The sequence below is a fragment of the Acinetobacter sp. YH16032 genome, assembly GCF_013417345.1.
Lineage (GTDB): Bacteria > Pseudomonadota > Gammaproteobacteria > Pseudomonadales > Moraxellaceae > Acinetobacter.
In genome coordinates, this window is sequence record NZ_VPEE01000010.1 from 72,006 (window position 1) to 95,667 (window position 23,662).

General features: G+C 41.4%; 27 protein-coding genes. 5 read left to right on the forward strand and 22 right to left on the reverse strand.

The features are described 5' to 3' along the window. Positions 1 to 82: 82 nt before the first annotated feature. Positions 83 to 328: a SlyX family protein gene (locus FTV32_RS07845; RefSeq protein ID WP_035266784.1), complete on the reverse strand. Its 246-nt coding sequence runs from the start codon at positions 326 to 328 to the stop codon at positions 83 to 85. A gap of 34 nt (positions 329 to 362) precedes the next feature. Between FTV32_RS07845 and FTV32_RS07850 the strand changes: the two genes are divergently transcribed. Beyond that, the gene (locus tag FTV32_RS07850; RefSeq protein WP_180028351.1) at positions 363 to 2,273 is read left to right on the forward strand and encodes an ATP-binding cassette domain-containing protein; all 1,911 of its coding nucleotides are present in this window, start codon (positions 363 to 365) and stop codon (positions 2,271 to 2,273) included. Between the two features lie 55 nt (positions 2,274 to 2,328). Here FTV32_RS07850 and FTV32_RS07855 read toward each other — a convergent pair whose 3' ends face one another. The 5 genes from FTV32_RS07855 to FTV32_RS07875 form a co-directional block, all read right to left on the reverse strand. Continuing rightward, complete coding sequence (locus tag FTV32_RS07855; RefSeq protein ID WP_092766738.1) at positions 2,329 to 2,898, reverse strand: HupE/UreJ family protein; 570 nt, start codon at positions 2,896 to 2,898, stop codon at positions 2,329 to 2,331. A 17-nt stretch (positions 2,899 to 2,915) separates the two neighbouring features. Next, positions 2,916 to 3,530 (reverse strand): urease accessory protein UreG, encoded by a 615-nt coding sequence (gene ureG, locus FTV32_RS07860; RefSeq protein ID WP_035266791.1) that lies wholly within the window; start codon positions 3,528 to 3,530, stop codon positions 2,916 to 2,918. Between the two features lie 22 nt (positions 3,531 to 3,552). Continuing rightward, positions 3,553 to 4,218 carry an urease accessory protein UreF gene (locus tag FTV32_RS07865; RefSeq protein ID WP_180028352.1) on the reverse strand — a complete coding sequence of 222 codons (666 nt, stop codon included), beginning with the start codon at positions 4,216 to 4,218 and terminating at the stop codon, positions 3,553 to 3,555. Next, complete coding sequence (gene ureE, locus FTV32_RS07870; protein ID WP_180028353.1) at positions 4,205 to 4,690, reverse strand: urease accessory protein UreE; 486 nt, start codon at positions 4,688 to 4,690, stop codon at positions 4,205 to 4,207. The genes FTV32_RS07865 and ureE overlap by 14 nt, the downstream gene beginning before the upstream one ends. A gap of 169 nt (positions 4,691 to 4,859) precedes the next feature. Beyond that, positions 4,860 to 5,747, reverse strand: coding sequence for a DMT family transporter (locus FTV32_RS07875; RefSeq protein ID WP_180028354.1), 888 nt, complete (start codon positions 5,745 to 5,747; stop codon positions 4,860 to 4,862). 392 nt (positions 5,748 to 6,139) lie between these two features. Here FTV32_RS07875 and FTV32_RS07880 point away from each other — a divergent pair, with 392 nt between their 5' ends. Next, positions 6,140 to 7,627: a PAS domain S-box protein gene (locus FTV32_RS07880; protein WP_180028355.1), complete on the forward strand. Its 1,488-nt coding sequence runs from the start codon at positions 6,140 to 6,142 to the stop codon at positions 7,625 to 7,627. Then, positions 7,618 to 8,265, forward strand: coding sequence for a response regulator transcription factor (locus tag FTV32_RS07885; RefSeq protein ID WP_180028356.1), 648 nt, complete (start codon positions 7,618 to 7,620; stop codon positions 8,263 to 8,265). The genes FTV32_RS07880 and FTV32_RS07885 overlap by 10 nt, the downstream gene beginning before the upstream one ends. A 35-nt stretch (positions 8,266 to 8,300) precedes the next feature. On the opposite strand, the gene FTV32_RS07890 is transcribed toward FTV32_RS07885, so the two are convergent. The 10 genes from FTV32_RS07890 to FTV32_RS07935 form a co-directional block, all read right to left on the reverse strand. Next, complete coding sequence (locus FTV32_RS07890; protein ID WP_218947385.1) at positions 8,301 to 9,293, reverse strand: 2Fe-2S iron-sulfur cluster-binding protein; 993 nt, start codon at positions 9,291 to 9,293, stop codon at positions 8,301 to 8,303. A 5-nt stretch (positions 9,294 to 9,298) separates the two neighbouring features. Continuing rightward, entirely contained in the window at positions 9,299 to 9,631 is a 333-nt protein-coding gene (locus FTV32_RS07895; RefSeq protein WP_168379990.1) for a non-heme iron oxygenase ferredoxin subunit, read from the reverse strand. After that, positions 9,628 to 10,398 (reverse strand): SDR family oxidoreductase, encoded by a 771-nt coding sequence (locus FTV32_RS07900; RefSeq protein ID WP_180028358.1) that lies wholly within the window; start codon positions 10,396 to 10,398, stop codon positions 9,628 to 9,630. Before FTV32_RS07900 ends, FTV32_RS07895 begins: the two co-directional genes overlap by 4 nt. Beyond that, positions 10,395 to 10,919: a flavin reductase family protein gene (locus FTV32_RS07905; RefSeq protein WP_092766728.1), complete on the reverse strand. Its 525-nt coding sequence runs from the start codon at positions 10,917 to 10,919 to the stop codon at positions 10,395 to 10,397. The genes FTV32_RS07900 and FTV32_RS07905 overlap by 4 nt, the downstream gene beginning before the upstream one ends. Then, positions 10,906 to 12,177 (reverse strand): styrene monooxygenase/indole monooxygenase family protein, encoded by a 1,272-nt coding sequence (locus FTV32_RS07910; RefSeq protein ID WP_180028359.1) that lies wholly within the window; start codon positions 12,175 to 12,177, stop codon positions 10,906 to 10,908. Before FTV32_RS07910 ends, FTV32_RS07905 begins: the two co-directional genes overlap by 14 nt. Positions 12,178 to 12,211: 34 nt before the next feature. Continuing rightward, positions 12,212 to 12,703, reverse strand: a complete 492-nt coding sequence (locus FTV32_RS07915) for a nuclear transport factor 2 family protein (protein ID WP_092766726.1) — start codon at positions 12,701 to 12,703, stop codon at positions 12,212 to 12,214. Between the two features lie 12 nt (positions 12,704 to 12,715). Further along, positions 12,716 to 13,069, reverse strand: coding sequence for a hypothetical protein (locus FTV32_RS07920; RefSeq protein WP_092766725.1), 354 nt, complete (start codon positions 13,067 to 13,069; stop codon positions 12,716 to 12,718). 11 nt (positions 13,070 to 13,080) lie between these two features. After that, positions 13,081 to 14,283, reverse strand: coding sequence for an aromatic ring-hydroxylating dioxygenase subunit alpha (locus FTV32_RS07925; protein WP_180028360.1), 1,203 nt, complete (start codon positions 14,281 to 14,283; stop codon positions 13,081 to 13,083). Between the two features lie 109 nt (positions 14,284 to 14,392). Beyond that, complete coding sequence (locus FTV32_RS07930) at positions 14,393 to 15,727, reverse strand: acetamidase/formamidase family protein (RefSeq protein ID WP_180028361.1); 1,335 nt, start codon at positions 15,725 to 15,727, stop codon at positions 14,393 to 14,395. Between the two features lie 45 nt (positions 15,728 to 15,772). Then, positions 15,773 to 16,657: a transporter gene (locus FTV32_RS07935; RefSeq protein WP_180028362.1), complete on the reverse strand. Its 885-nt coding sequence runs from the start codon at positions 16,655 to 16,657 to the stop codon at positions 15,773 to 15,775. 333 nt (positions 16,658 to 16,990) lie between these two features. On the opposite strand from FTV32_RS07935, the gene FTV32_RS07940 reads away from it, so the two are divergent. Continuing rightward, positions 16,991 to 17,473 (forward strand): NUDIX hydrolase, encoded by a 483-nt coding sequence (locus tag FTV32_RS07940; protein ID WP_180028363.1) that lies wholly within the window; start codon positions 16,991 to 16,993, stop codon positions 17,471 to 17,473. Here FTV32_RS07940 and FTV32_RS17460 read toward each other — a convergent pair. From FTV32_RS17460 to FTV32_RS07965, 5 genes are all read right to left on the reverse strand, one after another. Continuing rightward, the gene (locus tag FTV32_RS17460; protein ID WP_257227606.1) at positions 17,460 to 18,584 is read right to left on the reverse strand and encodes a hypothetical protein; all 1,125 of its coding nucleotides are present in this window, start codon (positions 18,582 to 18,584) and stop codon (positions 17,460 to 17,462) included. The two genes, FTV32_RS07940 and FTV32_RS17460, sit on opposite strands and share 14 nt — an antisense overlap. 75 nt (positions 18,585 to 18,659) lie before the next feature. Beyond that, on the reverse strand, positions 18,660 to 20,360 hold the full coding sequence (gene ureC, locus FTV32_RS07950; protein WP_180028364.1) for an urease subunit alpha: 1,701 nt from the start codon (positions 20,358 to 20,360) through the stop codon (positions 18,660 to 18,662). Between the two features lie 12 nt (positions 20,361 to 20,372). Next, positions 20,373 to 20,681 (reverse strand): urease subunit beta, encoded by a 309-nt coding sequence (locus tag FTV32_RS07955; RefSeq protein ID WP_035270651.1) that lies wholly within the window; start codon positions 20,679 to 20,681, stop codon positions 20,373 to 20,375. A gap of 22 nt (positions 20,682 to 20,703) precedes the next feature. Further along, positions 20,704 to 21,006, reverse strand: a complete 303-nt coding sequence (gene ureA, locus FTV32_RS07960) for an urease subunit gamma (protein ID WP_035270654.1) — start codon at positions 21,004 to 21,006, stop codon at positions 20,704 to 20,706. 96 nt (positions 21,007 to 21,102) lie between these two features. Continuing rightward, positions 21,103 to 21,978, reverse strand: coding sequence for an urease accessory protein UreD (locus FTV32_RS07965; RefSeq protein WP_180028365.1), 876 nt, complete (start codon positions 21,976 to 21,978; stop codon positions 21,103 to 21,105). Positions 21,979 to 22,213: 235 nt separating this feature from the next. Here FTV32_RS07965 and FTV32_RS07970 point away from each other — a divergent pair, with 235 nt between their 5' ends. Continuing rightward, entirely contained in the window at positions 22,214 to 23,149 is a 936-nt protein-coding gene (locus FTV32_RS07970) for a lauroyl acyltransferase (RefSeq protein WP_180028366.1), read from the forward strand. A 22-nt stretch (positions 23,150 to 23,171) separates the two neighbouring features. Here the strand turns inward: FTV32_RS07970 and FTV32_RS07975 are convergent. Then, positions 23,172 to 23,662, reverse strand: a 491-nt coding sequence (locus FTV32_RS07975; RefSeq protein WP_180028367.1) for a hypothetical protein, incomplete at its 5' end; no start/stop codon positions are given.

Here is a 23,662-nt window from a genome sequence, read left to right on the forward strand (position 1 = left end):
AGACTATTACAACGACCTTCATATCAAAGGTCAAACTATTTACGCATACTTCTTAATAAATAATCAGTATTTATGTCACATCTTAATAATGTGGAGGTTTATCCAAAATTGGATCAAATGGAGCAACACCATCGTCAGCATGAGTAGCTTCAACACGTTGATACAAAATTTGCATTTGTTTCTTTAAATCGCTGATTTCACGGCTTTGTAACGCAATTTGAATATTTAACTGATCAACTAATTCATCTAAAAATGCAATTCGGACTTGCAAATCTTCTATGGGTGCGGAAAATGACGCCTGCTCATTTAGATTTTTTTGATTCGACATTATAAGTCCTCATCAGGGGATTTCAGGAAACATTATGGCCTATATTACCTTAAGGGACGTCCAACTCGCATTTGGTGGACCGTACTTACTCGACGGCGCGAATTTTAGTTTAGAACGCGGCGAACGAGTGTGTTTGATTGGCCGTAATGGTGAGGGTAAGTCTACTTTACTTAAACTCATTGATGGAAGTTTATTGCCTGATGCTGGTGAAGTTTCCCTGCAAAATGGCATCACCATTTCTATGCTGGCTCAAGACGTGCCAATGGACTCGGGACGTGTTGCAGATATTGTGGCAGATGGCGCAGGTGAAGCAGCTTCTGTTCTTAGAGCTTATCACGAAGCAAGCGAAGCTTGTGTACTCGGCGATATGGAAGCTTGCGATCGCATGGGTAACTTGCAACATAAAATGGATCAATTAGATGGTTGGGCACTTGAAACTAAAGTGAATTCAATCCTCAGTAAAATGGGACTTGATCCTGATGCTGATTTAGCTGATCTTTCAGGTGGTCGTAAACGTCGTGTACTTCTTGCACGCGCACTACTCACCCAACCTGATGTTTTGTTACTCGACGAACCAACGAACCATTTAGATGTTGAAAGTATCGAGTGGTTAGAAAAATTCTTACTCGATCAAAATAATCTAACATTACTCTTCATTTCGCATGACCGTTCATTTGTAGACAGTATTGCTACACGTATTGTGGAACTGGATCGTGGCATCTTACGCAGTTATGAAGGGAACTATTCACGTTACCTCGAACTCAAAGCTGCACAGATGGAAGCAGAAGAAAAACAAAATGCGCTGTTCGATAAAAAGTTAGCAGAAGAAGAAGTTTGGATTCGTCAAGGCATTAAAGCACGTCGTACCCGTAACGAAGGTCGTGTGCGTGCCTTAAAAGCATTACGAGAAGAATCTAAAGCCCGCCGTTCGCAGCAAGGCAAAGTGAGCATGGCCACCCAAGATGCTCAACGTTCAGGCAAAGTGGTCTTCGAAATTGAAAACCTCAGTGTGCAATTTGGCGACAATCCTCCAATTATCAAAAACTTTAACGCATTGGTGCTACGCGGTGACCGTATTGGTCTAGTCGGTGACAACGGTGTCGGTAAAACCACGCTGATCAAAGCAATTTTGGATCAACAAGAACATTCAGGCACGGTCAAAACAGGTACTCAACTCGAAGTGGCTTATTTTGACCAGCTCCGTAATGTACTCGATCTTGAAAAATCAGTAAAAGATAATGTGGCTGAAGGGTCAGACTTTGTCGATATCAATGGCGGGCGTCGTCATATCTATAGCTATTTACAAGACTTCTTGTTCTCACCTGAACGTTCTCGTACGCCTGTAAAAGCCCTTTCTGGTGGTGAACGTAACCGCATTTTATTGGCGAAATTACTGCTTAAACCATCGAACCTCATCGTGATGGATGAGCCAACCAATGACTTGGATATGGTCACGCTTGAACTACTTGAGGAGATGCTCAGCGACTACAAAGGAACATTGCTTCTTATTTCGCATGACCGTGCCTTCATGGACAATGTTGTGACTTCAACTTGGGTATTCGATGGCAAAGGCAATATCGATGAATATGTCGGTGGTTATCAAGACTACCTCATGCAACGTCCTGATCAAACTGTAGTCGATCAAAAATCTGCGGTGAAAAAAGCAGCCGCAAAGGCTGAAGCGGCAGCAGCCCCTGCACCCGCAGTTAAAAAAGTTAAACTAAGCTATAAAGATCAGCGTGCTTTAGAACAACTTCCTGCTGAAATGGAAGCTTTGGAAAAGGAACAAGCCGAGATTAATGCACTTTTAGCAGATGGTTCTTTATTTGTGTCAGATAGTGACAAAGCAACTCAACTTTCAATTCGACTTACTGAAATTGATGAGCTACTTTTAGAGAAATTAGAACGCTGGGAAGCGCTTGAAAGTCTTGCGAATGGTAGCTGATTACCCTAGTAAATAAAAAACTCCGCGCTTGCGGAGTTTTTTTTGTCAAGATTGATCACGCTAAACCAATTACTGCAACCAATGCTGCTAGCGCACCTACAATCTTTTTACCTTGTGGAACAAATTTCACCATCAATGCCCCTAAACCCAGTCCAAGAGCATAAATCATTGCCATGGCAGTAATCATGCCTAAAATCTGAATGCCAACATTTCCATTCATCGCTAATTCAGCTCCGTGTGCTGAACCATGAAAAACTGATAGAAACACTGCTGCAACTGGAAAAATTCTGTTCGATTTGGTCCATAAACTTACAGCTAAGATGAACAATGAACCTACAATTCCAATTTCTGCAACGCCATTCGGAATAATTCCATGCGCACCTAAACTGAATCCAGCAACGAGCGCTGTAAGCAAGCCCCATGCCCCAATCATCTTCCAAATTTTAGACATGCTCCACATCAAAACGCCGAAACTGAGTGCCATCATCAAATGATCCAATCCTGTAAACGGATGAATGAAGCCCGTCCAAAAATTAGCGTCATGGTGATGATGGCCTGGATGTGCCATTACAAGGCTCGGAACACTTGCCAGAATGAATAGACCGAATTTATTGCATTGTTTCATCCTTTAAGCCCTCTTGTTTAAGCTTTGAATAAACCTTGTTTTTCAATAAAACTGATAATCTCGTTTAAACCATCTTCAGTTTTCATGTTTGAAAACAAGAACGGTTTATCTCCTCGCATACGCTTGGCATCTTGATCCATCACCTGCAAATTCGCTCCAACCATTGGCGCCAGATCTGTTTTATTGATAATCAGTAAGTCAGACTTGGTAATGCCTGGACCGCCTTTACGTGGAATTTTTTCACCACCAGCAACATCAATCACATATAGCGTCAGATCAGACAGTTCAGGGCTAAACGTTGCTGCCAAATTATCACCACCACTTTCAATGATAATTAACTCTAGACCATCAAACTTTTCACATAAGTCATCAATCGCTGCCAAATTGATTGAGGCATCTTCACGAATAGCCGTATGAGGGCAACCGCCAGTTTCCACCCCCACAATACGATCGGGTGACATGGCTTCATGACGAGTTAAGAAGTTGGAATCTTCTTTTGTATAAATATCATTGGTCACCACCGCCATATTGTATTTATTACGCAATGCACGGCATAAATTTAAAGTCAGTGCTGTTTTACCAGATCCGACTGGTCCACCAATTCCGACACGTAAAGGAGAACGTTCTGACATGATTGATTCCTTATGATAATTTTTAAGATCTAAATAAACGCGAATATTGTGTTTCATGGGACATGCTGAGCATGGCATATTGTGGTAAGGCACTGCTGAGTTGATGATCTTCTATACACATTGCATGCGTTATGGCATCTGAGACTAAACCATGTAAATGCCACAAAATTCGTTGACCACTCATCTGACCGAGCGGCACAGTTTTGACTGCGCCAAGTACTTGGTTTTCTAAAACAGTAAATGTATACGCCGTTAAAACATCTTCGATATTCAGATCCAATCGCCCACATAACTGAGCATATACAGGTACAAATCCAAGTTGTTTTTTGACCGTAACGGGCATTTTCAATACATCTTTAATCCATGCGTTCAAGGAAAATGCCAACTGCTGCGATTCAGCCAATAACTCACGACTTTCACGACTGGCTCGATACAACTGCGCCCAATGATTAAACTGCTGTTCATCATCATGGGCCTGCATCAAACGCTTCAATACAGGTAGCTCAAAACGAACCAAAAGCATTTCCAGAACTTCTTCGAAGTACGCAATACTGGATTGCTCATCATGGATCAAACCTTGATCGATCGCACTTTCAACACCTTGCGAATAGCAATAAGCGCCTACAGGCAAAGCTGTAGAGGACAAAGTTAACAGTTTGAGTAAGTGAGCTGCATTAGTGATGCGCATGAGCATGAATCGCTTTGATTGGGCTTAGACGATGATCATGTGCATGCTGAGCATAAGCACCACTTTCTGGCTCAAATGGATGATCCACTTCCGTGACCATTAAACCCAATCCTTCGACCATTTCGGCTAAGACATGATCAGGTTCAAAATATAGTGCACTAGGCGTGAGCATAAGAGGGACATGACGATTCCCTAAATGATAGGCTGCTTTCAAAAGCTCAAATTCAGAAGAAGCTTGAACACACATCAGGCGTTCGGGCAATGCGTCTACCCGCAGTAAGTCACCTGATTCAGTTGCAATAAATGATCCGCCGCGAAGAATACCTGTGCGCGGTAAATCTGCACCAATATCGCACCCTGAAACTAAAGTTGCACGAAAACGGCTCTTTTGTCGTGTATCAAAGTTGAGTTGCACAGTTTCGAAAGCTTGATCTTCTGTCACTGCTTCTATTCTTTGAGTATAGATTTTCATGCCTTTCCTATTGTCGCTTGAATACTTTGCTTTAATTTCAACTTGCGAAATGTCTTGTCAACATCAATCCATTTACGCATCAAAATTAAGCATTATTCATGCCAACATGAAATCTATTGGTGCATCCCCTTCTTCTTATTAAAGAATATTCAATGATCTATAAAAATGTTTAAGCCCAGATCACCAAGATTGCTGCAATTACAACTAAGGCTAATCCCCAATGTTCGGCTTTCGCTAACTTTTCTTTAAAGAAGTAAGCGGAGATCAACAAACTAAACAAAATCTCAATCTGACCGAGTGTTTTCACCACTGGGACACTCATCATGCTCATGGCGGTAAACCATCCCAGTGATGCCATAAAACTACATACACTGACTTTAAAGGTCAGTCCTAGACATTGCCACATCGCCAGCAGCGTTTGACGACTGAATAAGCTCAGATACAAAAGCATACTCAAGCATTGAAAGCCAATCACCGACAGTAATACCCATGCAGCGCGATGAATTGTTGGCAACATTGTTAGTTCAAGACTGGCCTCTCTAACCAATAGTGAAGTGATAGCAAAACACAAACCACTCCCGATGCCAATCATCAGTGTTTTGGGTGAAAATCCAGTAAAACCATGTCCCCGACTCAACAGAAACACAGCAAAACCACCCAGTAACACCCCAAACCATGCCAACCATGACAAATGATCAGAGAGAAAAGCAACGCCAATGATTGCAGCTAAGATCGCTTCACTTTTAGCCAGTCCCACGCCAATGGCATAGTTTTTTTGTTTAAATAACTGCACCATCAATGCAGTGGCTAAAATTTGGCTAATGCCTGCGATAAAAATATAAACCCAATATTTTGTCGTAAATTGAACAGTCGCTGTTACCGGTGAAAAGTGATAAAGGCTACTCAAATAAATCAATGCAAAAGGCAAGGCGAAGATAAAGCGTGCAAGGGTCACGCCCCATACATCGACAGTGGTACTCAGTTGTTTTTGAAAAGCATTGCGCCATGCCTGCATAAAAGCAGCCATGAGGGTAAAGAGAATCCAACTGAACGCCATAAAAATATCACTTTAATGAGTAGGACTGACGGGTTTTATTCTATGCCTCATCCAGTGTAATGACTAATCAAAAAAGGATTGTATGTAGATAGCATAAAGTTTGATTTTATTCGTTAGATAAAAAGATGATATTTTTTGAGCTAACATTCCTCGTGTAACTGTCACCTAAATCAGTTGAAGTAACATCGTATCTAAATTGCATAACATTGAGATCACTGATAAATTTTTCACATGAATATTTTTATATGTTAAAAGTATGTAATTAGACTCTAAGTCTAATTGCAAGATGCTGCCCCTTAATGCAGTATTTACTTATAAAAAAAATGATTTATCAGTGACGATATTTCACCCTATACCCGATAGCCGGAAGCCATCTCAGGTAAGGACCTACAATGACCAGCTTACAATATTATCAAACTATTTTTGATAAAGCGGGCGATGCAATTTTTGTACATGATATTGGCAGTGTCCAATTTATGGATGCCAATGAAGCCGCTGTAGAACTTACTGGATATAGTAAATCTGAATTGACACAAATGAACGTTGAAAAGATCAGTGCTTTTCAACATGGTTTTGATTTGCATCATGCACTCCGAAAAGTTCAACAGGCCGCCACTACAAAAGACGAAGCAATCACATTTGAATGGTTAATAGAGTCTCAAGACCAACGTCATATCCCAGTTGAAGTATGTCTTAAAAAAGTTGAGATTGAAAATAAACCAAAGCTTCTCGCTCTAGTACGTAACATCAGCGAAATCAAAAAGTATCAATATGCTCTACAGTCTAAAGATCAATATTTCAAAATGCTGCTTGAGCATTCTGGAGATGGAATTGCTATTCTCGACTTACAAGGCAAACTACTTTATGCCAGCCCATCATTACAAGGTATTCTTGGTTATCGGGATCGCTTTGTACTCAATAAGAATGTGTTAACTGCAATTCATCCTGATGATCGTATTAAAGTCAGACAGCTTCTATTTAAGAAAACAGAACAACGTGCAGTTGGTGTGATTCATTACAAAATCTTGCACCACAATGGAAAATGGCGACACCACGAGGCAACCTATCGTAACTTATTAGATCACCCTGATATTCAGGGAATATTGGTGAATTATCGTGATATCACTGAGCGTATTGAGGCTGAAGAAAAAGCACGTGCTCGTGAAAAGCAACTTGGTCATATGTCACGTTGCAAAACGATGGGCGAACTGGCTACAGCGCTCGCCCACGAATTAAATCAACCACTGGCTGCACTCAACAATTACGTTGGAGGTAGTATTATTCGCATTCAAAACGGTTTAGCCAACACACAAGAGACTCTTGATGCCCTCAATGCTGCTTTAAATCAAACACATCGCGTCAATGGCATTATTCACAGCATGAGAAGCTTTTTACGTAAAGGCGAAGCGAATTTCCAGATTCATTCTATGAGTCATCTTATTCAAGAGTTACATCCTTTGATTAAGCTTAAAGCAGATCAAGGTGGATGTACCATCCATTATGAATTAAGTGTTTCGCCTATTTTTATATCAGCAGATGAAACGCTCTTTAGCCAAGTCATTATCAATCTCGTTTTCAATGCGGTCGATGCTCTACAAACTAACCCTGAGGGTGAAAGGGACATTTATATCCGCACTTGGCAACATAACCAACATGCTCGAATTGCAATTGCAGATAATGGGCCTGGACTCGAAGGGCAAAATCCAGAACAAATTTTTGAATCTTTCTATTCAAGTAAAAACAACAGCATGGGTATTGGCTTAACTCTGTCTCGAAGCATCATTGAAAACCATCATGGTTATTTATGGGTCTGTGAAGGTGAGTCCGGCGCTATTTTTAATATCTCTCTGGCAGCACAGGAGCGTACAAAATGTATTTAACCAATTCTCATGTTCCCGAGCCCATTGTGTATGTGATAGATGATGATCAAGACATTTGTAATTCACTCACATGGTTGCTCGATTCCGTGCAACTCGAAACCAAAACATTCAATAGTGCTACTGAATTCCTGAATTATCAGCGCCCGCAAACGCCTGCATGTTTGATTCTTGACATTCGTATGCGAGGAATGAGTGGCTTGCAATTACAACAACAATTGAACCAACAAAAAACCCGTATGCCGATCATTTTCATGACTGGCCACGGCGACATTCCAATGTCGGTCAACGCGATGAAAGCTGGAGCATTTGATTTTTTAGAAAAACCTTTTAATCCACAACATATGCTTAATCAAATCCAAGCCTGTCTACAACTTGCTGAACAAGATTTTATCGAACAAGAAAAACGTCAAGAACAGATGATTAAATTGAAATCTTTATCACCAAGAGAAAGTGAGATTATCAATTTATTGGTCGATGGACTTTCGAGTAAACATATTGCACAAATGTTGAATATCAGCCATAAAACAGTAGAAATTCACCGCACTCATATTCGTCAGAAGTTAGGAACTGAATCTATCGCACAGATCGTCAATATGGTCTTGATGTGTCGTGATCGCTCAGTACCGGCGATGGGTTAACCATCGCCTGAGCGGGAGAAAGATGATATGTTCGATTAAAAAAAACGATCAAAATGAATTTGTTGTTGTGGAATACCAGCTTGGTGAGCCATTTGTTCAATTGATTTCACCATCGGTGGTGGACCTGCACAATAGATTTCATGCTCAATCAATTGTTCACCTAATACATCTTGAATGACATCATGAATAAAGCCTGAACGGATACCTTCAATGAATTCAGAGGAGGTTGCAGGTACATAATTGAGGCGTTCCCCTAATTCTGTCCAGTCACGTAATTGATTTTCAGTGAACAAATCACGCTGTTCACGTCCACCATGGAAAAACCAGAGTTTGTGATTTTTCAAATGTGGATTGACTGCAACACCACGTGCAATCGCTAACATGGGGGCAAGACCTGAACCGCCTGCCACACAGACAATCGGACGAGGTTGTTCTTGTAAATGTGCTAAACCGTATGGACCATCAATTTGTATTTCTGCTTGTTCACGCAACTGTTCATCAAACAGTACATTGGTCATCTTACCATCAGGAACACGGCGGATTTGGAAGACCCATAAACCGTTGTCATTCGGCAGATTGGACATCGAATAGGCACGAAGTAACTCTTGATTCACCCAAACTAAGGCATATTGTCCTGGGATAAATTGTGCAGGTTCATCGGATTGCAAATGCACTTCCAAAATATCGTGAGTCACCAATTGCACATGTTTAAGCTTCACTTTTTGTAATTTTGGAATCACTTTGGGTACGCATTTTTCATCTAAACGAAGCTTAATCACGCAATCCGATTTAGGACGACATTGACACGCCAGTAACCGACCTTTACGTTTATCACGATCGCTTAATCCAGGTGCATCTGCCCATAAATTTTCCACTTCGCCTGACAGGACATCGATTTTACACGTTCCGCAACCACCCGCATTACATTCGTAAGGAATGCCTAGCCCTTCACGTAAGCCACCACGGAGCAATACATCATCCGCTGCGCAGTTGAATGTGCCCTGACCTTCGATTTGAATTTTATACATCGGCATCACTCCACCAAATAGACTTTGTCTTCACGCACGATGGATTGATAGGTTTTCAGTGGAATCGTACATGGCGCCCCACAAGGTTCACCTGTTTTGATATCGAATGCACCTGCATGAAATGGGCACTCCACTTCACAGCCATCAATTTCACCATCTGCCAATGATGCATCACCATGTGTACAGGTATCATCGGTGACATAGAACTCGCCATCTTCTAAATGAAATACTGCCAATGGCGGATAACCGTCAATGATGACTTGTAGACCCTCACCCTGTTCCACATCAGAGGTTGAACACAAAAATTTCTCAGCAACATTGGTCATTTTAATGTTCATTGAGTTAACTCCTCTATGGGTGAATCTGTTGCTTCAGGACCTAGAATGTGATAACCACCATCGGCATGAATCACACTGCCTGTCAGTAATTTTGCTTTCGGGCTACACAACAAACTTAATGCTTGTGCGACTTCCTCTGCATCCGCAATACGCCCTAACACATGGAAACGTCCTGCCACGCGGTCCGTCTTGGTACGGTCTCCGCCAGAGATCATTTGCATTGGGACGGACCAAGTCCAACCTAATGAGAGTGCATGTACACGAATACCATCTTGCGCTAGATCCAGTGCCATGCTTTGTGTGAGTTGCTCTAAAGTTGCTTTAGACGCTGGATAGACCCAGCGTTCTTTTTGTGCAATACGTGCGCTTACGCTGCTGATATTAATTACGGCACCATCAGTACTTTTTTTCAAAAGTGGTCGACATGCTTGTACTAACGCTGCGTGACCAAATACCGTGACATTGAACGTGTTTTGCCAATCTTGACGTGTAGATTCAGATCCATGATCTTCATACAAACACGCTAGGTTAACCAAGACGTCTAACTGAGTGAGTTTTCCACTTAAGTTACGAATACTTTCATCATTAGCGAGATCTAGAAATTCGTACTGAGCTTGGGTTGATTGTGCAACTTGCTGTCCTTGAGTTTGATTAATATCAGCAACAATGACCTGTGCACCTAAGCCTTTCAACTCTTGGACTACGGCTTGACCAATATGTGTCGCACCACCTGTCACCAAGACGACTTTTCCATCTAAGTCTGTCATGAAACCTCCTTGTACTCAGGCCATTCATTAAATTGTCCCTTGCAAAACAGCAGAGGTCGTTGATTACTGTGGCGACATTGCTCAATTTTACCGAGGAAGATTTGATGATCACCCGCTTCAATTTGTTGAGCTCTTTTGCAAATAAATTGCACGACACATCCTTCTAAAACAGGTGCTTTCGAACCTTGAATTTTCCACGTACCATACTGAAATTTGTCCGCAATCGGCTTAGCGAAGTTTAAGCCTACTTCCTGCTGATGTGCACCTAAAATATTAATGGCGAAGTATTCAGCATTTTCAAAAATAGATCGGCTTGGAGAATGATTGACTAAACTCCATAACACTAATGCAGGATCTAAAGACACTGAACTAAAGGAATTAATCGTCAACCCTACAGGTTGTTGATCTTGGTCTAAGCAAGTGACGATCGCCACTCCTGTCGCAAAGCCACCAAATGCCTGACGGAGCGATTTCGCTTCCGCCAGATCAACATCCTGCCAAAGTAATTCAGGCAGCTGCATGTTGAAACTCCTTTCGTGACAAGTATTCTTTTGCCCCAGCTTCACCATCTACCGCTGGCCAGAAACCACATGGATTGTTGAAATGCCCCATAAAATCATCTGCAATGGCTTGGTTTTGCGATGCTGCGCCTAACACTTGCAATAAGCTTTCACTTGGTGGGTTTAACAGCAAGTTGGTAAATTCTGTGGTATAACGACCTGACTTTTCCCAGAATTGCTCAAAGACTTCTGTCATCCAATCTGCACTAAAGTCTTCATCACCTCGTGCTAAAATCGCAGCTAAATAATGCTCCACCATACGAGTTGCATTGTTTGCGCCTTGTCCTGCGATTGGATCATTTACAATGACAGTGTCTCCAATCCCCCAAATTTTTGCACCGTTATCTAAGGTTGCAACAGGATCTCGAACTTCAGGGCGGAATGCACCTTTGAGCCATGCATTTGGATCACTTAATTCCATATTATCGACCATACGGAAGCTTTGATCTGGTGTTACTTTGGCAACCGCTTCTTTCATGCGTTGGACCATTTCTTCGCCAGATGTCACATCATCGAAGATATCCATTGGACCATTCGGTACACATTCAAATAAGAAACTACGACATGGACCATGCGTGTGACTATAGAACGGCATACTGAAGTATTCGCCTGCACCTGCAACAAAATTAAAATGTAAGGTCTGTGAGGGTTGACCTTGCCAACTATTTGGACCACACAAATCATCACCGACTACGAGTGCAGCAGCCAATTTACGTGGCGGCGTTTGATGCACTGAACGTGTTTCATTGCGTTTGAATAAACTCGTGATATTGCCCTTACCTGCCGCCAAAATCGTCAAATCATTTTCAGCAGTGATTACTTCCAAATCTTCTGGACTGACATTTTGAATGATGAGCTTGCCACCACGGCGCGGATATTCCTCTAACCAACGGTGATATTTGGTTCGTTGGTCCATGGCAATACCGTCATTATCATGTAAAAAACCTGTCACAGGTAACATGATATCGCCGTTTGGTGCACGAAAATCGACATGCAATGCTTGACCACGATGCGCTTTCCCATCCCAAAAATTTAAGCCCAATCTGCGCTCTAACTCTAAAGTTCCTTCAAAAAACATTGTGGTACTGACCATACGACCATGTAACAACTCATCCGCAGGGCGATCTACATATAAAGTGACATCATATTTGTTTTCGAGTAGCGAGAACGCCAGTAATAAACCTGCTTGTCCACCACCGATAATTGCAATTTTTCTCATCTTAAATTCCCCTTAGGCCGTATTGATTCAGTGCCTATTTAACTGTGTTCGGATAGGGTTGATTGAAGGTCAAATTCAATTCGACGCGTTCAAATTTCCATTCACCCTGCTCATTCCGACTTACTTCTGTTTTATAAAATCCACCTAAGCAACAGGTCGTTGCAGGTTTAACTTGATCTGTTGCGGCTGTTGTTGATTCCTCGGCTAAATTACAGACTTCCCATAACATCCAAGTTGCCTTTGCATGGTCTTGATCTAGGAGCTGTATATCGGGCATGGCCATAATATGTAAGCTCCATAACACTTGAGCCTCTGCAATATTGGACAATGCCTCTAAAATATTTTGACGTCCTTGATACTCCCCAAAACCCTTAGCACACCAAACGGCATTTTGGTGAAATACATGCTGTAAAATGGCTGGATTGTTGCGCTGATCAGCCGCTGTTGCATAGCGACCGATCAGGCCACGAATCGCCTCGCAGGCCTCCAGATAATGCAAACGCTGTTCTAGATTGTGCTGGCTCATCCTGTATTCCTCTTAAACGTTGACCATGTCACCAGTTTCATAAATGAAACGGTTCTCCGCAAATGCATACGGTACGCCAACTGAACCCTTATAAAGCTCGATGTGTGGTGCAACTTCAGCAAAGCTGAGACTTAACCAATACAACTTATGAAGCTCTTCAGGTAAGGTCCCTAGGACATATTGATCGAGTGCGGCAAGTAGCTTGCGCATTTCGGGCAAAATAGCATCGTAAAATGCTTGCAATTCTTCTTTGGTTGAGTTCAAACGCGCTTCATGGCGTTGCTTACCCGTTCCTAAAGCCCATTTCGCAACAAAAGGTTCTAAGCTTGCAAAGTCAGCTGGCAATTGTGAAATGATGTTTGACATGTGCATTCTCCTTATGCGCGATTCAGGTATTGTTCAAGAACGTGGTAACCGTGACGAATCAGGATTTCTTCGTCTTGTAGATGCATCACTTTTTTCGCTCGAGACTCAAGTGCTTCTTGGGTATCTTCCATGGTGGCAGTATCTTCTAACCACGCATTACGTTGTAATACTTGTGCAAACTCTTGCGCCCAACGCTCTGAATAGGTTTTCGCTTTAGGCAGGTAATAGCGACCCTCCCAACGGGTTTGGTTATGGCCGACCGGCCAGAACTGATGGGTGAACCATACTCCTTCAGTCACATGCACCAAGATATTCGGGAAAATGACAGATAATTCAAACGAGAAGTCATCACGATCATTTGGATTGACTGATTTAGGTAGCTGAACACGTTCATAGTGATTCACCAATGATGCGCCAGTGATCTCACCTGACAATGCAGCCGCTGGTTTTGGATTGGCGTTTTTGGTTAAGCACACAGCGCAAGTACGATGATCACCAAACAATTGCACTTCTTGTAAACCTGATGCGAATACATTCGGGAAAGAGCCTGCATGAATGGTCGCCACGTGATACGCTTCAGCAAATGCGTCATGAGCGACTTTCCAGTTACAGTTCAGAACTGTGTTATAGGCAAAGCATTCTTCCATTTCATGGAATGGATAACCGCCTAAATGCTGTCCCATACCGCCTAAGAATTCTTCTACCGATTGAGTGCCGTCATTATCCAAATTGATGAAGATAAAACCTTCCCACACTTCGGTGCGTATTGGTGCTAAACCGTTATGACCTTTGTCAAAGCAAGATGTGAATTTTTCTTCTTCAGGTACGCTGACCAAATCACCTTTAGCATCGTAAACCCAACCGTGGAAACGACACGTCACGACTGCGGCTTTGTTTGAACCAAAGGTTTCATTGCCGGTTTCCACCACAACTTTGTTACCACGGTGTGAACAAATATTGTGGAATCCACGGATTTCACCATCTTTACCATGCATTAAAATGACTGAGGTTTTAGCAAAATCTAAGCGTTTAACTTTATAGTCGCCTTTCTTTGGTATTTCTTCTACACGCCCCACTTTCAACCAAACTTTTGAGAAAACTTTTTCAATTTCTTCCTGATAGATCTCTGGCGAAATACATGGTTCGGTTGGAATAGGCTCAATACCAAGTTCTGGATATAAATCGCCCCAACGGAGTTTTGCATTACTGTTCATATGACATTCCTGTTCAAGTTCTCGTTTCTAAGTTTTAAGTTCAGTAAATTTCATGCTTTTTTCGAACAGCGTTTGAATCACCCGAATCAACCGCCGTTCACGTGATGAATTAAAGTTGGTAATGTTCGCGAACTAAGTTTGCGATCCCCAATTTTTCTAAAATTGGCATTGGGCATAAGAAGGTTGCACGTACCATTCCTGGTAAACGGCTGATTTCGATAGAGCCTGTAATTGTGCAACGGTTCATAACCTCATCCACACTTAAACCTGTGACTTTTGCCGCTCGATTTAAAGCATTGTCCGTTGCATCATTGAGGTTCTTACCTGTTCCCATAAATGTGATTGGACCACTTTCCTCAATTTCAGTTTGTCCCCAACGCGCACCTAAAGCTTTCACTTTTTCACGCTCTTCCTTGGTAAATGGACGTGCCATTGGTGGTAAGTCATCTGGTGCTTGAAGTAAAATTGGACCATCAATAGTTAAGCCTTTAATCACTTCCACTTGTAATTCTGTTTCGCCTGAAACGTCCGTGGCATGCCCTGCAATTTCACCATTGCCTTGTTGCGCATGCATATCTCCCATGTAGACACCTGCACCTGGTACTTTCACAGGGCAAATCAAAATACAGCCTGGACGAATCGAATTGGTATCCATGTGACCGTCAGTTTTGGCTGCGATAAGCTCTTCTTCAGTCATCCCGAATTTATGCGGTGCATTAATCAAGTACTGACCGAAGTCGTGACAGTTATGAGAGTCTGGTAAATCACGTGAAGGTGTCGTACCAATATTTCCGAGGAATGGACGCATGTGTGCAGCAACACCCGGCATGTCAGCACGCGCTAGTGATAGAATAGAATGCTGTGCAGCATGTTCAGGTAATGCAGAAAGCTCATTGGCATTACCAGCTAACTTGTTGGCAATCTCTTGATTGACCGTCAAACTCACTTTATTTTCTTCGTCCAACACGATCACATAACCATGTGAAAAGCGAAAAGCACTGACTTCTGCACCACAGTTTTTACAGTGAATCGCGTCGTCGCCAATCCCTTCTACATAACTTGCAGGCTGTTCAGTACCACATGCCTCACAATATTTCGCAACAAACGGATCGCCTTTATAACGCCCCTCAACAAATTGCATCACACCAGATGAGGTCGCCGTAGAGGTCACATGCATGTGTTTTATCTTTAAAGCGACAGCATCGCCCACCTCTGCACCTTCAATAAAGACAGGCAGTGTTACTTCATGCCCACCTTGGAATGCAGGTGTAATCATGGGACCCCAGCATCCTGGAGGTGTACCAGTTTTAAGTGTCCCACCATTTTTTAAAGGGCCAAGCATACGTTGGCTCGGTCCGACGATACCGCCTGAAAACTCATTCACCACTAAATAATCGACAGCTCCAGCACTGCCTGCTGCATATTCTTGATTCTCAATTTTCATGGCCTTACCTCTATATGCTTGCTCTAATGTTTGGGTAACAATGTTTTAAAATGGAATGGTGATATCAATTGCGAACTTCTGACCTTCTGGTCGGTTTTCAACATCAAATTCTTTTTGATATTTCGCTGCGATTGCATACCCTTTAGGGAATTGATAGCGAACCTGTGGTCCTACGCTGGCTGCTTTAGCTTTAAAATCACCTAAAACAGCACCTTCACCTGAGTCACCTTCAAGCTGACGATGTACGTAACCACCAACACCAACCGCCAAAGGTCCCATGTGTTTCGCGACTAAGTAATCGACATGCAAAGCATTACCCGACTCGTATTTGGTATCTTTATTCTCGAAATTGATGTCATACATCCACTTGGTACTGACTTCGATACCTTGTTTATTTAAGTATGTGGTCGAGATAATTGGTTGAATGGTGTAATAGTTACGTCCAATATTCGCGAGTCTATTTTTGTTGTAAGAGCCAACTGGAATATAAAAGTCGATACCTGTCGCCACATGCCAATCCCCTTTATGCCAACCCAATAAGAATGGATCGATAATGAGATCACCCATTGACATGTGATCATCTTGACGACCACCTAATGTAAGATCTGCATGGGCATATACAAGGAATGCATGCATGCCCCATGTCGCGCCTAAAAATGTTTTGTCACTGACATAGACACCACGAGCAACTGTGGCAAAAGTATCAATTTTAAAATCATCAAATACTGGATGATCATTTTTAAATTTATCTGCGTTGTAGTATTGGTTATAACTGACGAGATACATCCCAGGTGGCGGCATTGCTCCACCAAAAAAACTCTCTGTCCCATCAGGATAAGCACTTCCGCCATTTTCAGCGGCAAGCGCTAAACTTGCGCTACTGCAAAGACATGTGGTCAATGCCACAGAAGTTAGATATTTCCTTACCATTTACCGCATCCCCCTCGTTGCTAAATTCCTTGCTGGCGATGTTCTAAATCGTCTAGCGCATGTCTTAATCTAGTCTTGAAAGGAGGCAGGGAAATATAAGGATGAATCTATGTTGAATTAAGGGATTATCTTGTAGAAATATTGATTTATTCTCACTGGTATAGAGGTTTTAGAGAAATAAAATAGGTTTTCTTCACTATAGCGATAGGTAAAATCCTCTATAAATGTGAATGATTTTTTATTTAAATTACATGTTTTGAAACATTTGAAAGTTAGCGTTGTCATATCGCTGTTGTACTTTGTAGAACACAGACCAGCAAGATGTGCACAATCATGAATATTAAAAGCAACTCCATCATCGGCGTGGGCATCATGTTGATTGATCAACGTCAAAAAGTTCTATTGGGTTATAGAAACAAAATTGATGAACCTGCCTCATGGTGTTTTCCGGGTGGAAAAATGGATGCGCATGAATCAGTTGAAGATGCTGCAGTACGCGAATTGTTAGAGGAAACTGCTTTAGATCTGAGTCAATATATTGAGTCTATTCAACCCTTAAATACGATCATTGATCAAGATTCTGAGGCAGTAAAAGTTACGTTCGGAACGATTTATCAACTTCTAGATGAACGTTTAAAGACTCAAATTCGCGTTACAGAACCTGAGATTTTTGAGCGTTGGGAATGGTTTAGTTTTGATGAGCTTCCACAACCACTTTTTCCTGAAACTGAAGTGATGATTAAATATTTTTTAAATCAGCCTCAGGAAAAAAGATGGGCTGTTTACTCAAACCAATCCAACGCTAAGACTTCCTAAATTCACTTACTAATTTCGCCAATTGCTCCATACCATCAAAAGTGGTTGGAATCTTTTCATCTGAAGAAACGAGCGGTGAGAAGATAATATTTTCGAATTTTTCAAATCCAGCTTTATTTTTTGCATGTAGCTTTTCTGAATCTTCCGCATAATTATGAATAAATTGACAAAGTGCCATACGAAGTTCAAGTTGCATCATTTGGGATTGAACTGAACGCTTATCTTGCAATGAAATTTTGACTAAATATAAGGTTATTAGAATTAAGGTTATAAAAGGAATTGAAATTAGCCACATACTTGAAGGTAAATTACCTTGAAAATATATAAGTGCTCCAATTAAAATTATAAGTTCAAAGAAAGGAACCATGAACATAACTGTTGACACAAAACCGTACATGTCTTTCGTTCTCTTTAACTCAACTTTCTTTTGATCATATAATTGTTGGAAACCTTTATTCAAAAGAACAAAGTCATAGGTAGTTTTATATTTTTCAAGCTTTTCAACTACATTATCTACATCCTGAAGCTTACACTCAAAATTTTGCTCCCAATTTTTAATTAGTTCTGATGCATCATCTGATTTTTGGATTAATTCTTTATAATCAGAGAAGTCTTTCTCTTCTATGAATTTCCTAATTTCATTCAATTTAGAGTTACTATAAATTTCGCCACATATAACGAAAGGTAATTCATCTACGAAATCATAATGCGTTTTAAACTCTAAATATCTTTGATTTTTTTCAGTATAAATGAAGTCATAGAAACTTCTTACAATAGGACTTTGTTGTTCATTTTCTTTAATTCCACGTCTAAATTCCCATTCTTTTAGATAAATATAAAAACTCAGAGCACCATATTTTAAGTGTTCTAGATCATCATCCAATATAATTTTAGCAAGCTGATTTAAATCAAATAGATTCCATTTTTTTGTTTGCTTAAGATTTTCATCTAGGTATCTGAGATTTTCCTCGTTACAGAAGCCTTTTAATGATCTAATTATATGAGACCATTTTTTAAGCTCATCATCATTTGAATCTAGATTATTTTGTGCTGTCTCAAATAAACGATCTAGAGCATTCCGAAAATCTGATGAAACAAAAGAAAAGCCCATACTATCCTCTTATATTTTTATTTAAGCATATAATTTTATTATAAATAAAAAGCTCCAAAAATGGAGCTTTGTTATTCAAAACAAGAAATACCTTTGCGCCATTGGCAATACTTCCGCAGGCTCACAAGTCAGCAACTTCCCATCTGCTCGCACTTCATAAATTTCAGGATCAACCTCCATCACAGGACAGTAGTTATTCAGTTTCATATCTTTCTTCTGAATATCACGTGTGCCTTTACATGGACTGATCAACTTTTTCAGCCCGAGCTTTTCATGCACGCCTGCCTCTATCGCGACTTGGGATAAAAAGGTGATACAGGTGTTATGCACACCGCGCGCATTAGCACCAAACATCGGACGATAATGCACTGGCTGTGGCGTTGGAATAGACGCATTAATGTCTCCCATCGGCGCAGCCGCAATCATCCCGCCTTTAATAATCATCGACGGTTTTACCCCAAAAAATGCAGGCTTCCACAGTACCAAGTCAGCAAGTTTACCTACTTCCACCGAACCAATTTCATGGCTTAAACCATGCGTAATTGCAGGGTTAATTGTATATTTAGCGATATAACGTTTTACACGATTATTATCATGTGTCGCATTGTCACCCTCTAAAGGTCCACGCTGCACTTTCATTTTATGCGCGGTTTGCCACGTACGAATCACCACTTCACCGACACGCCCCATCGCTTGCGAGTCTGATGACATCATGGCAATCGCACCTAAGTCCTGCAAAATATCTTCTGCGGCAATGGTTTCACGGCGAATACGACTTTCCGCAAATGCCACATCTTCAGAAATCGCAGGGTCTAAATGGTGACAAACCATCAGCATATCCAAATGCTCATCAATGGTATTGATGGTATAAGGACGAGTTGGATTGGTGGAAGATGGCAATACATTCGGCTGACCAATGGCTTTTAAAATATCAGGGGCATGTCCACCGCCTGCGCCTTCGGTATGGTAGGTGTGAATGGTACGATTTTTAAATGCAGCCAAGGTTTCTTCCAAGAAACCGCTTTCATTTAACGTGTCAGTATGAATGGCCACCTGCACATCAAATTCATCGGCAACACTCAGGCAATTATCAATCGCTGCAGGGGTTGAACCCCAATCTTCATGTAGCTTTAAACCCACTACCCCTGCACGAATTTGCTCACGAATTGGGTCGGGCTGACTTAAATTGCCTTTACCCAATAAACCAATATTCATCGGTAAATCATCTATAGCTTGAAGCATTGTCCCAATATGCCAAGGCCCCGGTGTCACTGTCGTTGCAGAAGTCCCTGCCGCAGGGCCTGTACCACCACCAATCATGGTGGTCACACCGGACATCAGTGCTGTTTCAACTTGCTGCGGGCAAATCCAATGAATATGCGTATCAACACCGCCTGCGGTGAGAATCTGTCCTTCACCAGCGATCACTTCCGTCGCTGCACCAAGTGGAATGGTGATATCGGGTTGAATATCAGGATTGCCTGCTTTCCCAATTTTCCAGATACGACCGTTTTTTAAACCGACATCGGCTTTGACAATACCCCACCAATCCACAATCAGCGCATTGGTAATCACGGTATCGGCAACGTCTTCAGCCAACAGTTGTGACTGCCCCATGCCATCACGAATGACTTTACCACCGCCAAACTTCACTTCCTCACCATAGGTAGTGAGGTCTTGTTCAACTTCAATAAACAGCTCAGTATCCGCGAGACGAACTCGATCACCTACCGTTGGACCAAACATTTCCGCATAAGCACGGCGTGACATTTTCATTATTATTTTCCCTTAATCCAACTTACCCATAACACGACCCGCAAACCCATACACCTCACGCTTACCTGCGAGTGCAACAAGTTCAATATCTCGACTCTGTCCTGGCTCAAAACGCACCGCTGTACCTGCCGCAATATTCAGTCGATATCCTCGTGCTAACTCACGATCAAACTGCAACGCATCATTCGCTTCAGCAAAGTGATAATGTGACCCAACCTGAATCGGTCGATCCCCTGCATTTGCTACCGTCATTTTGAGCGTTGCCCGTCCGACATTCATTTCAATGTCTGTATCGGACGTAATGATTTCACCTGGAATCATATTTAATTTTTCCTCTCAGACATCACACAATCGGTTGATGTACAGTGACCAGTTTTGAACCATCAGGAAATGTCGCTTCCACTTGGACCTCTGCGATCATTTCAGCTACGCCTTCCATTACTTCATCCCGTTTTAGCAATGTTGTTCCAAAATGCATGAGGTCACTCACACTCATTCCATCACGTGCACCTTCTAATAGTGCGGCAGAAATGTAAGCCACTGCTTCTGGATAATTCAGCTTTAAACCACGGGCCTTGCGTCTTTCCGCTACAAGCCCCGCAGTAAAAATCAGCATTTTGTCTTTTTCTGTAGGTGTTAGTTCCATAATGCTTTCCTCACTATCTTTAAATATTGATGCAAGATGTGTGCTCAAATGTTTGTGTTAAAACAACTTAACTAGGTTGCTATGACAAGAATAAATTTATGTGCGCCAAATTCTTGGGAACTCTTCATCAAGATCAAACCAATAACGACGAAGCTTTGCACGAATTGCAGCAAATGCATCATGACACTCACGTACATCATGTCCGAGATAACGTGCGGTCACGACGTAACCGAGTAACGTCAATGTGACGTTAATATTCATACGCATGATTAATTCACGAATTTGATCAATATGTTGATCAAGATAGAAATTTGACCGGTATTGTTCTGGAGGCACTGCCCAAAAACTGGCCATCACTGCATGACCGTTCATCCCTAAACAAGACTTTAACCAACGATCATTGCCTTTAAAATTTAAACAGTCTGCAACCAATATTTTCTGATTTTGATAAAGCTGAAATTTATTTTGGTAAGCACCCTGCGAGAAGGTTTCATGTCGTGCTTGCCGTCCAATTACCAACATATCCCAACCGATAAAACTGGCAGCAGCGTCCAAATGTACGATCGTCTCTGAATTTGCATTCGCACCATTAAAGAGCATCGTCTCTTGAGGAAGCCATTCGAAAATCGCCTCATCTTGTACATGAATATGAATATGTTGAAATGCTTGTTTAAGATTGGTTTTGTACCACTTCCCTGCGCCAGGTGTGGTAACCAAAGCATGCGAATCCTGATCTATTTTCATTTCAAAGGTGAGATGATCTCCACCAGCAATTCCAGCAGGTGGATGAACAATAATGGCATGACATACTCCTGTTTTTTCAGGCCACAGCATCTTTTGCACGCGAACAGGTCCAAAGTGCTTACGATGCGCCAAAATTGTGCGATTTGAATCTTTGGTAAAACCTAACTCTAATTTAGCAAACCAATACTGTGCATTTTTGACTGGCTCATTGAACAATACTTGATTCATTCACGGTCATCTTCGTATTCATATCATTTTCAGTAAATGTTCTGCAAAAATTGCACCAAGTTTGCTCAAGCTAATTTTGGTTAAAGGTTTTTAGGCACTTAATGTTGTTATTGATGAGTAATTCATGTGAAAAATCTAAGAACGTTTTTCTAAAGAATCCGATTGTTGCTTTCGCCGAAAAAAAACAGTTCGTGCTAATATAGTGAATTACCTTAAATTGTTATCAAGTTTGAATATGAGTAAACAGAAAAACTACCAACCGGGAGAGTTCCAGTGGTCTTTCTTAATGCCAAAATATTGGGGCATTTGGATTGGTATTATATTTCTGATGCTCCTTGCGATATTACCTTGGGCAATTCAGCATCGTTTAGCTTATCTGATGGGAAATGTAGCTTTCAAATACTTGCGTTCACGTCGTGAAACAACTTTAAGAAATTTGGAAGTCTGCTTTCCTGAATGGATGCCCGAACTTCGTTATGAAAATTCTCGCCAAGTCTTTATTGATCAAATGGTCGGTGTTTTTGAAACACTGAATGCTTGGTATTGTCCCAAATGGTTTAAAGATCGTGTAACGATTGAAGGTTTAGAACATATTCAACAAGCGCAAGCTGAAGGGCGTGGGGCTTTACTACTTGGTACACACTCTACCCTACTCGATGCAGGTGGATATGTCTGTGCCCAGTATTTTGATCCAGATGTCGTATATCGTCCGCAAAATAATCCTTTGCTAGACATGCTGATTTACCGTTGTCGTGCCACGATTTATACCCATCAAATCGACCATGATGATATGCGTGGATTAATCCGTCATTTAAAAGAAGGACGACCTATTTGGTATAGTCCCGACCAAGATTTTGGTCTTAAACAAGGTGTTATGGCGCCCTTTTTTGGTGTACCCGCAGCCACTGTAACTGCACATCGCCGTATATTAAAAATGACCAAAGCTGCTGCGATTCCACTTTACTTCTACCGTAAAGGTGATATTGCAAATCCGAAATATCATATTTTGATTGAACCTGCGTTAGACAATATGCCAAGTGAAGATGAAATTGCAGACGCGACACGAACAAATTTGATTATTGAAAATCAACTTCGTTTAGCACCAACCCAATATATGTGGTTCCACCGTAGATTTAAAACACGTCCGGAAGGTTTTGAAAAAATTTATTAAAAAAAGTGGCTGAGCCGCTTTTTTATTGTGTTTTTAATACATCTGAATTTTTATCAGTATCAGGCTTTTTCGCCTCTACCATCTTATAGCGGTTGATACGGCCTAACTCATCTTTTAAAGTGATATGCTGCATGTCCAAGACATTTAATATCAGCTTTTCTGAAGTTTTATTTTGATTCTGATCTGTCCAATTTACATTGAACTCCGTACCTAAACGAGTCCATTGATTTGCATGAATTTCCCCGACAGCAACAGGGGTTATAAATTTTGGTACTTTTCCGTTGAGATCAATTTGAATCTCTTTTAAATCCACCCTTGGACATTGCTCAGCAAAACATTGATAGGCTGTTGGTTCAGGCGTTACTTTTTGAGCAAAAGACTGTGCTTTAGCTTCTTTAGCTTCTTTAGCTTCTTTAGCTTCTTTAGCTTCTTTAGCTTCTTTAGCTTCTTTAGCTTCTTTAGCTTCTTTAGCTTCTTTAGCTTCTTTAGCTTCTTTAGCTTCTTTAGCTTCTT